The 11,351-nt window shown below is 39.1% G+C and carries 15 protein-coding genes; all 15 read right to left on the minus strand.

What is annotated here, in order from left to right:
- Nucleotides 1-115: 115 nt before the first annotated feature.
- The 15 genes from K4A83_RS19825 to K4A83_RS19895 all read right to left on the minus strand — a co-directional run bounded on the left by K4A83_RS19825 (nucleotide 116) and on the right by K4A83_RS19895 (nucleotide 10,955).
- Entirely contained in the window at nucleotides 116-355 is a 240-nt protein-coding gene (locus K4A83_RS19825; RefSeq protein WP_265266417.1) for a class I SAM-dependent methyltransferase, read from the minus strand.
- Nucleotides 356-393: 38 nt separating this feature from the next.
- A complete protein-coding gene (locus K4A83_RS19830; RefSeq protein WP_265266418.1) occupies nucleotides 394-1,263 on the minus strand; it encodes a class I SAM-dependent methyltransferase in 870 nt (289 codons plus the stop codon).
- On the minus strand, nucleotides 1,260-1,622 hold the full coding sequence (locus tag K4A83_RS19835; protein ID WP_265266419.1) for an EamA family transporter: 363 nt from the start codon (nucleotides 1,620-1,622) through the stop codon (nucleotides 1,260-1,262). The genes K4A83_RS19830 and K4A83_RS19835 overlap by 4 nt, the downstream gene beginning before the upstream one ends.
- Nucleotides 1,623-1,685: 63 nt before the next feature.
- Entirely contained in the window at nucleotides 1,686-2,612 is a 927-nt protein-coding gene (locus K4A83_RS19840; RefSeq protein WP_265266420.1) for a glycoside hydrolase family protein, read from the minus strand.
- Nucleotides 2,609-3,277, minus strand: a complete 669-nt coding sequence (locus K4A83_RS19845) for an acetyltransferase (protein ID WP_265266421.1) — start codon at nucleotides 3,275-3,277, stop codon at nucleotides 2,609-2,611. The genes K4A83_RS19840 and K4A83_RS19845 overlap by 4 nt, the downstream gene beginning before the upstream one ends.
- Before the next feature lie 23 nt (nucleotides 3,278-3,300).
- A complete protein-coding gene (locus K4A83_RS19850) occupies nucleotides 3,301-3,969 on the minus strand; it encodes a class I SAM-dependent methyltransferase (protein WP_265266422.1) in 669 nt (222 codons plus the stop codon).
- A complete protein-coding gene (locus K4A83_RS19855; RefSeq protein WP_265266423.1) occupies nucleotides 3,926-4,864 on the minus strand; it encodes a glycosyltransferase family 2 protein in 939 nt (312 codons plus the stop codon). The genes K4A83_RS19850 and K4A83_RS19855 overlap by 44 nt, the downstream gene beginning before the upstream one ends.
- Nucleotides 4,865-4,881: 17 nt before the next feature.
- Complete coding sequence (locus K4A83_RS19860; RefSeq protein WP_265266424.1) at nucleotides 4,882-5,574, minus strand: WbqC family protein; 693 nt, start codon at nucleotides 5,572-5,574, stop codon at nucleotides 4,882-4,884.
- 69 nt (nucleotides 5,575-5,643) lie between these two features.
- Nucleotides 5,644-6,813, minus strand: coding sequence for a LegC family aminotransferase (locus tag K4A83_RS19865; RefSeq protein ID WP_265266425.1), 1,170 nt, complete (start codon nucleotides 6,811-6,813; stop codon nucleotides 5,644-5,646).
- 22 nt (nucleotides 6,814-6,835) lie between these two features.
- Entirely contained in the window at nucleotides 6,836-7,858 is a 1,023-nt protein-coding gene (locus K4A83_RS19870) for an NAD-dependent 4,6-dehydratase LegB (protein ID WP_265266426.1), read from the minus strand.
- A 272-nt stretch (nucleotides 7,859-8,130) separates the two neighbouring features.
- Complete coding sequence (locus tag K4A83_RS19875) at nucleotides 8,131-8,574, minus strand: DUF29 domain-containing protein (protein ID WP_265266427.1); 444 nt, start codon at nucleotides 8,572-8,574, stop codon at nucleotides 8,131-8,133.
- Between the two features lie 75 nt (nucleotides 8,575-8,649).
- Nucleotides 8,650-8,991 (minus strand): hypothetical protein, encoded by a 342-nt coding sequence (locus K4A83_RS19880; RefSeq protein ID WP_265266429.1) that lies wholly within the window; start codon nucleotides 8,989-8,991, stop codon nucleotides 8,650-8,652.
- Between the two features lie 292 nt (nucleotides 8,992-9,283).
- Nucleotides 9,284-9,841: a Uma2 family endonuclease gene (locus tag K4A83_RS19885; protein ID WP_265266433.1), complete on the minus strand. Its 558-nt coding sequence runs from the start codon at nucleotides 9,839-9,841 to the stop codon at nucleotides 9,284-9,286.
- A gap of 17 nt (nucleotides 9,842-9,858) precedes the next feature.
- On the minus strand, nucleotides 9,859-10,203 hold the full coding sequence (locus K4A83_RS19890; RefSeq protein ID WP_265266430.1) for a hypothetical protein: 345 nt from the start codon (nucleotides 10,201-10,203) through the stop codon (nucleotides 9,859-9,861).
- Between the two features lie 8 nt (nucleotides 10,204-10,211).
- Nucleotides 10,212-10,955 carry a hypothetical protein gene (locus tag K4A83_RS19895; protein ID WP_265266431.1) on the minus strand — a complete coding sequence of 248 codons (744 nt, stop codon included), beginning with the start codon at nucleotides 10,953-10,955 and terminating at the stop codon, nucleotides 10,212-10,214.
- Nucleotides 10,956-11,351 lie beyond the last annotated feature (396 nt).

Below are 11,351 nucleotides of genomic sequence, written 5' to 3' on the forward strand. Positions count from 1 at the left end.
GGCATTTTTTGACAATTTGAGGGAAGTTGGATAGAATCAAATTATTGATTTTTTTTTAAAAACAAGCTCCTATTTTACCGAAGTAGGAGCTTTTTGTCAATTTTTTTTCTAACATTCAACACTTCTGCGTTTTAATATATTTTGTGCTAACGTCAAATCCTGTATAATTTACCCCTCTGGGTAGATAAGGAATAATGTCTCCTGGTCCACAACCAATGTCAAGAATTTTATCACCTGGCTTTGCTGCAACATATTTTTTAACAAATTCATTACGAGAGTATGAAGCTCCAAGAATCCAGCCAAACAATGTGTAAAGCCATGAAATAGCTAGAAAAGAACGTAAAAATTTTATCACTACTTATCCTAATAAATTATGTTTCTTTATGCCTACATTTAAGATTTTTGAGCTACTAATAAGAGAGAACCCCCTACAGGCAAAGAAACTCCAAGGTTTAGGAGACTTCTTTCAACATTAAGAAGACTTTCTAATACTGTGTTAATTAATGGATTGATTTCAAGTTCAGAGAGTGGATTATAGTTTACTTTTGAAGTGCGATATCGCCAGCGAGAAATAAGCATCAAGGGAAGGATAAGTGATACAAATGATGTTTTAGCTATGACTTGGAATCCTGCATTTTCTACTTTTTGGTGAAGTTCTATTGCACAATAGCGCCGAAAATGGTGGGCGTAATCATCAGCTTGACTCCAGAGCCAAGGATGTTGAGGAACGGTAAGAATGATTCCTCCTCGCGGTTTCGTAGCTTGATATATTTGTTTTAATGCTTCTTGATCGTGTCTGATGTGTTCCAGCACATCAAATGCTCCAATCAGATCAAACTCTTGAAAAAATGGTATTTTACAGGCATCCATCTGCAACAATGTGGTTTTGTGTAAGCGTTTAGATGCAAATTCTAAACCTGTGCAAAAGATTTCACTCCCAAATAAAGTAAGATAAGGAATTTTTCGTTCAATCGCTTGTAACACAAATCCAGTACCACATCCAATTTCCAAAAAACTTTGTGCTTTTGGAAAATAGTGCTTTATTGTATGAATTATCAGATGATTTCTAGAACGAAACCAAAAGTTTTTTGATTCTAGTTTTGCCAGTTGTGGAAAAAACTTAGCTTCAAATCCTTCACTCATAGCAGCGAGTTCTGGAGCAAAGCTCAGATAACCTTCTAAATATGAAGGTGCATAACCACAAGCAGGACAAGTCCAATTCTTGCTAGAAAACTGATAATGACAGTTGTTACAGGTTTTCATCGCGTACTTCCAATGATAATTCCTAATATTATCAACAGTAATCCAGCACTCTTTGATAAAGTAATAGGTTCTCTAAAAAAAATTGCGCTTAAAAATAAAACCAAAACAAAAGATGAGCTTGTAAATGGATAAGCATAACTTAGGGGCAATTTTGTCATGGCTGCCATCCAAGAAATAGCAGCTAAGAAAGCCGCCATAAAACTACTTATCACCCAAGGATTCGATAATAGTTTGATAATAAAATATATCTTTTCAGAGTTGTCTTGAGGAAAAACACCAGCATTACTCACTTGCCACTTGATTATGATTTGTCCATACACTGTAAACAAAATAGTTAGTAAAACATAAATATGGCTCATAAAACAAGAAATTACTACAAATTACGAAATTACTTAAGTCTTCCTTCAGTATAAATATTGAACTTAGACACATTCCTCACAAATTGCAAGCCCGAAACCTGTTTTACCATAACCATTACCGTTGTACAGCATATAAATATTTCCATCATGATTAAAGACAAACGGATATTCAATCATTTCCGAATCCCAACCTTGATCAGAAACGTTAATGCCAGCAGAATCTAAATCTAAATTCCATGTATAACCATCTTCACTATAAGCGAAACCTATTTTATATTTATCTCCATTACCACCTCGATAGGAAAACCACATCGCATAACCTTCTGTTTCATTTCCAATTACAGTTGGTCTGGAGAATGCTTGTGCCTTACCAAGTTCGTAAGGAAGTGCTAATCCCTGACGATGCCAGTTGTGACCATCAATAGAAGACGCATAATTAATAGTATGTAGCATTTCCCCATTTCCCGCATCCCAAGTGATAGTTGAACCATACCACATCTTATACTCTTGGTTATCTTTCAGAACCCAAGGATAGGATAGACTTACAGGATCAATGGGGTTTGAACCCAATAAAGGAGTTTTACTATCTATTTCCAATGTCATGATATCTGGCTTTACAATCAGTCTGCCTATATCTCCTCGCCAGTGACTATTTTTATGATTTTGCCAGCCCATAAAAAGCATATAATTGACACCATCAACTTCATAGCAGTTCCCAAGACTCACACCATCTGGATAGAAACTATCTTCCAAACCATGAAGAAATAAGGGTTGGATGTATTCTTGTAGAACTTGGCGTTTTTCGATATCAATGTCAACAGCACCAATTGATGAGCGATTCTTGTTATCTCTACCACTAAAGAAAATCCGATATACATTACCCTCAATTTGTATTGGTACGGGGTTAGCTGTGTGAGAGATAAGCTTAGAGTGTCTATTTTTGCCCAAATGTGTATATAAAAGTCCCAGTTTTTTCCACCTAGTTTTCATATTCCTCGTAGTCTCCTACTAGGCACTTTTGATCGCTCGGTTGCTTTACCCATGTAAACTCCTTCAGGTTCTACATCAGCAAGAATTAAAGCTCCAGCACCAATCACAGAGTCTTTACCAATCTTGATATGATCTCTTAATGTTGCATTAACTCCAATAAAACAGTTGTTACCTACCTCAACTCCACCAGAAATCACCACATGGGAAGAAATAAAGCAGTTATCTCCTATTTTTGAATGATGTCCAATATGATTACCACTCCAAAGAGTTACATTATTACCAATTTCAACAAAAGGTTGAATTGTATTGTCTTCTAAAATAAAACAATTCTCACCAATTGATAAATCTGACCAAGTAGTTGCTTTAGAGCTAACATAGCTAATTAGATGATAGCCTTTTTCTTTAGATGCTTTACACTTTTCCGTTCTAATTTTGTTGCCTTGGGTATAACTCAGTGCAACTAACATTTGAATATCTTTAGGTGGATATAACTCCTCTACTTTTTCAAAGGGTATTACAGGTAAATTGCAAAATTCTTTGAAAGAAAGATAGGCTTCATCTACAGTAAATGCCACAACTTCATAATTGCTATCATGCGTTAAATAAAAATGTGCAACCTGAGCAATATTGCCAGTACCAAAAATAATTAAAGATTGCTTATTCATATCACATTCTTCATATTAAGAAGCTATTTCCGAACAATGATTGTAAATTCATACAGATCATAGTCATGCAAAAGAGCCACATTCTTTGAAAAATGTTTTTTGCAAAAATCAAAGAAAAAACAGGGATCAGCATAGTATAAATAGGATCGCATTTTATCAAAGTCTGAATATTGAGTTAACATATTAAAAGCAAAACCTCTTATGCTCAACAAAGAGAGTTCTTTGAGGGTTTTAAAAATATAATTTTCCCAGTCTTGAACATTTATTTCTTGTTTAACATTAAATACCCCACTCGCTAAACTAAAATCAGCAATTTGTAGAGATGATTTTTCATTAAAAAAGAAGGCATTTCTAGAATTTTCATAAAGAAGTTTAGCCGATTTAATCATTGAATCACATATATCATACCCAAAGTATTTACACCGATAATTTTCGCTGATTATAAAACTCAATAAAGCTCCATAACCGCATCCATAATCTATCAAAGAAAAATTATCATCATGATTACAGACCTTTAGTAATTGTTTAAACCTAAGTATTTGGGATTCTTCGGAGTTCCAATCAACACCTCTAGCAGTAGCACCATAAGTTACAATTTTATCTGTATAGTATTGATTAACGCTATCAAGGATTTTCAAAAAACTCATGTCATTGTTGGACTGGTTCATTGGAATTGAAATTTGGATACTCATAAATATTTCTAACTATTGTGTAAGGACGCTGTTTAGTTTCTGAGAAAACTTTCGCAATGTACAGACCAATTAAACCTAAACAAAAAATAGTCAATCCTCCTAACAACCAAACTGAGACAATAAGAGAAGACCATCCGGCGAGGATAGAGTTAAAAAGAATTTTACGAACGACTAAACTGATAGCTGCTAGACTTGATAGAAATGAAATGAAAAAACCTAGGTAAAAAACAATTTTTAGTGGTTTATTACTAAATGAAGTTATTCCATTAACTACTATAGAAATTTTTTTGTTAAAGTTATAAGTTGACTTGCCTTTAAAATGCTTCACTATAACCATAGGTATCTGATTAAAACCTGTTATGGCAGCAAGTCCAGAAAAATTGATTTCTCGTTCTTGATGACTAACTAAAGCTTTCACATATCTTTGACTCATTAATCTAGCAGTTATTAAGTTAGTAGGGATGGGATGAGTAGACAATAAATTAAATAGTTTAAAATAAAACCATCCTGTAATTCTTTCAAAGAAATTTCCTTTGCGTTTTCTTTGAACACCATAAACAACATCGATATTAGCTTTTTCTTGATATTTTTCATAAAAAAGACTCAAAAATTCTGGTTCTTCTTCTAAATCAGAATCAATTAAAAATACTAATTCTCCTTTAGCATAAGATAGACCAGTCATTATTGCTTTGTGATGCCCAAAGTTACGAGATAAATCAATAATCTTCACTTGTTTATCTTGTTTATACAAAGCTAACGCAACTTCTAAAGAATCGTCAGGAGAACCATCATTGACAAAAATAATTTCATAATTTTGAGTCAGTTTTTGAGCTTCTGCTGATACTCGTTGATAAAACTCAGTAATGTAAGGTGATGAATAGTATAAAGTTGTCACTATTGAAAGATCCATATTTAACCAAAGCTTTTCATATATTTCTTGGCATTTTCTCCTTCATTGAAAATTAAGTCAAGGACACTCACTCCATGCTCGAACGGTGGAAACCTCTGCTCATACTCTGGATACCCAGAATAATTCATATAAGTCAATTGAATATTTTCTGCTTGGAATAATACCTCATCAAGATAACTTTGGGCTGATAGCCCTGATATATACTCGGTCGCTTCTGCTTGCTTACAAAGCGAGACTAACCGTTCTGTTCTCCCTTCAACCAACGCATAATCCATAGACCAAGATATTTTAGTCTGAATACCCAGAATCATACAGATACTTTCCAAAAATTGATAGTTAATATGACTCAATCTAGTTGTATCGAAACTTAAGTATAAACTTTCAAACATCTCCTTATAATCTACAAAATAACGAGCACGAGAGTAATTATGAATAATGGACTTCCAATGCTCTTGTCTCCAATTTTGGTTTTCAACTTGAACATCTTTAATCTTTTGAAAATATTTCCCTTTAACTTGCACAGGAATAGTTAGCCAAATTAATCCTTGATTTGTTTTGATTTTATTACGATTACGCCAATCCCTTCGGGTGTACTGCATATCATCAAAGAGAATGAATTCATCAACAGAATTAATCAGATCAAAGTAGCCTTTCCATGGAATATAGTTAGATTGAGATATGGCGATTTTTTTCATGAAAATTGATTCAACATTTCACACATCAGACTTATTGAGTATAATTAATTATTGTTCAACTGATATTCATCAAACTAACGCTACCTTGGCACTACTTGGCACATTAATTAAACTCGCTTCCAACTGCTCTGCAATAGGCAAGGGAGCGCGGGGACAATCAGCATACATAGGCAACTTGTGCAATAAAGTCCAGGTAGGACGACATTGATAACCTACCTCATTGGCAGCAGTTAAAAGGCGATCGCGCATTTCAAAACTTGGTTGATTTAACCTAAGAGTATTTAACCAATAATTACTCTGGCTGTTTGGAGGCTCAACCACAAAATCTATCCCGTCAATATCTTTAAAGACTTTCTCATATTGCTGGGCTAATAACCGTTTTCGGCGCAAAAAATCAGGTAACTGCTCCATCTGAGCGCATCCCAAAGCAGCATTCAAATTCGGCAAACGATAATTCCAAGCAACAGCATCATGGAAAAATTCCCAACGGTGGGGCTGTTTAGCGGTTGTAGTCCAATGTTTAGCTTGTCGAGCCAATTCTGCATCATTGGTTAAAATTGCTCCCCCTCCCCCTGTCGTAATCACCTTATTGCCATTAAAGCTCAACGTCCCCAACAACCCAAAAGTTCCCGTATGTTGCCCCTGATATCGACTGTCTAAAGACTCCGCTGCATCTTCCACAACCGTCAAATCATAACGATCCGCCACATCCAGCAGAGAAACCATGTCTACCGGATGACCGTAAGTGTGCATAGGCACAACCGCAGCGATCCGCCGTCCTGTGAAGCGATTCGTTAATCCCTCTGAACTAGATAAGCTACAGTGCTTGAGATAGTCACTCAACGCATGAGGATCTATGCCCAAGGTTTTAAATTCACTATCGATAAAATGGGGAATTGCTCCACAGTGGGCCACGGCATTTGCTGTAGCCACAAAAGACAAAGCCGGAATTAATACCTCATCCCCTGGTCTCACCCCTGCCAATAATAAAGCGATATGAAGGGCAGCCGTGCCATTCACCACCGCTACAACATACTTTGCCCCCGTATATTCCGCCAGCATCACTTCAAAGTGATCGACGTACTTACCGACGGATGAAACAAAGGTGGAATCAAGGCAATCTTTAACCAATTCCCACTCATTGCCCATAAACTCAGGTTCGTGGAGTGGCACAAAAGGATTTGGCAGTCCTAAGACAGTCTTCAGTCCGTGTAAAAAATCCTGTTCTAGTTGATCCACTCTTTCAATGCCACTTAAATGCTTAAATGTTGTAGCGATCGCTTTTATATCCTGCCAAATTTGCTGGATTCATAAACCATTCCGCCGTTTCTGCCAAACCCCGCTTAAACCCTTCACGTCCACCATATAAAGGTTCCCATCCCACAAGCTGTTTTGCCTTGGTATTATCTGCCCATAAACGATTTACTTCGCTTTTCTCAGGACGTAAACGAACCTCGTCAGTCTCTATTTCTATCTCTACACCCATTGCCTCTCCAATAAGCTGCACCGTATCACCAATAGAAATTTCAAAATTACTGCCAATATTAATCACTTCGCCAATAGATTTTTCAGACTCAGCTATGGCAATAAATCCCCGAACTGTATCTTTCACATAATTAAAATCTCTAGTGGGATGCAATGCACCCAGCTTGATTTTCCGTGTTCCATTGGCAATCTGAGTAATCACCGTAGGAATTACAGCCCGCGCTGACTGTCGAGGTCCATAGGTGTTGAAAGGACGAATAATAGAAACAGGAGTATTGAAAGACTGGTAAAAAGACATAGCGATTTGGTCAGCCCCTATTTTACTAGCGGAGTAAGGAGACTGACCTTGTAAGGGATGAGTTTCTGTAATGGGAACGAACTGTGCAGTACCGTAAACTTCACTGGTGGAAGTATGTACAACTTTTTGCACACCTAGTTCTCTAGCAGCCTGAACTACATTCAATGTTCCTTTTATATTGGTATCAACATAAGTAGCTGGCGAATGATAAGAATAAGGAATAGCAATTAATGCTGCCAGGTGCAATACAATATCACACTCTTTCATGGCTTCTTTGACCCCATAGGGGTCGCGAATATCGCCAGAAAACACTTCCAGGTTGTCTAAAATTTCTCTTGAAGCATGGTCTAGCCACCCCCAAGAATTAAAAGAATTATATAAAACAAAAGCTTTTACAGAATAACCTTGCCTCACCAATTCTTCTGTTAGGTGAGAGCCAATAAACCCATCAGATCCAGTAACTAATATTTTTTGCTTATAACTCACTTGATTTTCCGGCACTGAATATTTATTACAGCTTTTTCGCAAGTTACTTAATAGATTGTCCTCGCTCTAAAACACTGCCCTAACTAGGGGAGAGTGTTTTAGAAAGCCAATTCAATTATCTCTAAACAAGCTGTATTATCTAAAATAATAATAGACTCTGATCTTATAACGATTTCTCAAATCTGGACAAGATAGAATGAGGGTTAGTTGGTCGAGATTTATCCCACACCGAAACGTTTTTATTTGTGCATAGTATTTACTGTGTAAAGCTTGTCTCGACATTTAAGCTAAAAAAGCTCAGGAAAAAATTGTTCATCTAACAACTCATCCCAACTATAAGGACAGACTTCAGGAAAAACATCTTCCTTCAGAAAAGTCTCCTTACTAGCCCCCTTGCGCCCATATTTATACCCCTTCGCCATCACTTCTTCCCGACGAGAGACTAACCCTGGATTATCCTCCAAAATCCGCTCAATCTTAATGCGTTGCTTATCAATGGAATACCGCCAACTCGGAGAACGATATTGTGGCTGATACTGCCACTTCAATAAATGTAACGTTAACTGTTCTAGAGCAGAAACCAATGCCCGATATTCACTGCGACCCAAATCTTCGATTTCCTCAATCACATTTGACCAATCCACCTGGTCAAATTTCCTCTCACGTAGGAACTCAGCTTGTTGAGCAGACCAAGTGTAAAAATCCGTTTCGTACAGATTCTCGCCAATCATTACTGCATCTCCCCTAGGACTCAAATCCTTGTAACATCCTCACGAGGCTGACCCGAAAAAAACTGAGGAAACCAATCACACCATCAGCCGAAAATCTCGAATCCCTGAATTAGCCGCCCGTGCCTGCCGCCGCGTAAACTCCCCCACCGAAGGATTCCCCTCCGGATTAATCACCCCCGTCGCTTGCATCCACAACTCCCTCGGGGCCAACTGCACCTCATAAACCCGCTCGCCCACCTTCCGGACATAATACCAGCGCGTCTCCTGACACTCATTACACCAAAACGCCTCCAGCCATTCTCCCACCAAAGGCACCGCCGTATGACTCGCCACCAACATCAACGCCGATAAGCGACTAATCCCCCGAGATTGTAACGTCCCCGGTGACTCCGTATAAAGGGTATATTTCTGACTCACACTATCCAAATAACACCCATGCTCCGGACAAAAAATTGCCCGCCGCTTCGACCGTTTCCGATTTCGGACACACCTATCCTGCACTTCGACCTCCGAATTGACTCCTCAAATCTGGCAAAACACCTTATTTCAAGGCAAGAAGGCTGCGGTGAAGGGACTGAGATCCGAAGACCATCAAAGCCCACTTCTAAAAATTCCTTAACAAATTGTTATCCCGTACCATACACCAAGATTCGCCATTTGTGACCAATCTCCGTAAAAAACTGTGACTCGACAGGAAATCCTAATTCGCTTACTGCCAAATCTCGGTCAAATCTAAAACAAACCCTGGCAAAACATCCTCCCCGGATAAACCATCCGGACGCTCCAACACCTCCACCTCTCGATTCAGTCGATAAACCTCCACCCTCCTACGCTTTCGGTCAATTAAAAACCCCAAACGAGTGCCATTGTCCAGATATTCTCGCATTTTCTCCTGCAACGGCTTCAACGGATCAGAGGGAGAACGGAACTCCACCACAAAATCTGGCGAGAGTGGCGCAAACCCCTCTTGTTCCTCTGGTGTAAGTGCATTCCATCGTTCCCAACTCACCCAAGCAGCATCCGGAAAACGATCTGCCCCATTGGGTAAATGAAATCCCGTGGAAGAATTAAACGCTTTCCCCAACCGGGTTTGACGATTCCAGAACCATAATTGTCCTTCAATCTCTAAATTCCGACTCCCCGTACTACTGCCTGTCGGTGGCATCACCCTTAATTCTCCCGTCGCTGTCCTTTCCAATCGCCAATCTCGATTCACCTCCGCCAGTTGTCGAAACTGTTCGTGAGTTAGTTTAAAAGTTTTAGGAATTGTTCAATCTTGACAAGTTAAGGCTGAAACCCAGAAGTCAAGCCCCTCTTGCCCGGAAACGGGGACAAATCAAGAGGAGGCTTTTTCCCCTTGGGACCTAGGACTTTAACCACAGCTAAATCTTGATTTTCTGGGGCCGTAAAATAAGACACTGGGTCTGAGGCTTTTCCTTGGTTATAAGCTACCGTAAAATGATACAAACCTCGAAACACCATTTCTGTAGAAATTCGTTCCAAAGGTAACGCTAATTCATTAGCCACTTCATCCGACAAGTCAATCAGCACTACATAAAATATCCAGGTCGCCCATAACTGCAACTTAATGCCATTGATTGAACCCGTCCACAAGTAACTCAAACCCAATAAACGTTTCAGAGTATGAAAAGTTGTTTCAATTCTGATTGAGCTTCTATTATTGTCTCAAAAAAGCGAAAATTCCAGAACCCTCGGTCAATTAACAGTAACGTCTTCTTGGGTAAAATGCCTAACAACAAATCCGTAAAATGGGTTTCATGGTAGTAAGGCTCTTCGGAAAACCACGTTTTGACCGGGAAACGAGTCTCTAAATCCAGCACCGTACAAATACGACCCGCCAATTGACCACAGGGGACTATTTCTAGGCTCTTGAGCTTACGAAACAAGGCTTCGAGGGTGGAGGCATCTGCAATCCACAGATGGTCATAATGCTGTTTCGCCCAAGTGACACTCTCAGGATGGGGTCGCTTCTGTCTGTTTTGCCAACGTTCTTGCAGTTGAGGCAGAAGGTCTTGAAGGACTCGCTCAAACATTTCGGCCGGGAAAGTAAGCAATCTTTGTGAGAGGGCTTGTTGAGAGACTTTGGTGATTTTTACCCACAATAAATTTTCTCGGGCTAACATCCGATGGAGTTCTCGTACTGAGGGGACTTGTCTCCACAAGATAGTTAGCACTACCGCCATCATGAAGGGAAGGCTCAAAATTCTCTCCCGCATCCCGAAAGAGCGGTAGTAAGCTAGTTGACTATAGACACAAGGTTTGATTAAATCCTCTAGCTGTTGTGCGATCGCCTCGGAATCTAGATTGGGCTGGGTGCGTTGTCTGGTATGGTCTTTGATACTTTTCTGAGAGTGAGCCATGGTCTTTAATTCGACTTCTAGTCCTTCAACTTTATTGTGGCTGATTTTCCCCTTGACTTCTAGCTTTGACCAGATTGGGGAATAGGGAAAAGGCGGTCTTGAATACGCCATACATAGTGTTTTCTATTTTATCGAACGCTATATCTGGGGCTTGACAAAAGGTACACAAGCTTAACTTGTCAAAATTGGGAATTGTTAAATTAACCATGGTTCAAACATCATCCGCTCCCTTCGGGGATTCTCCCACCATAATCTTCAATCTTTGATTTGGTAACCTTCTCCGCCCTAAAGGACGGAGCTTTAGCCCTAACCTGATACTCTATCTAGTAGCGAACAAGATAGCAGGTTGGTGCTTTCGGGACGGGTTACACACGCCCCCAAGAGTTTAATGTTTTG

This window comes from Spirulina subsalsa FACHB-351 (genome assembly GCF_026130165.1).
GTDB classification, from domain to species: domain Bacteria; phylum Cyanobacteriota; class Cyanobacteriia; order Cyanobacteriales; family Spirulinaceae; genus Spirulina_A; species Spirulina_A subsalsa_A.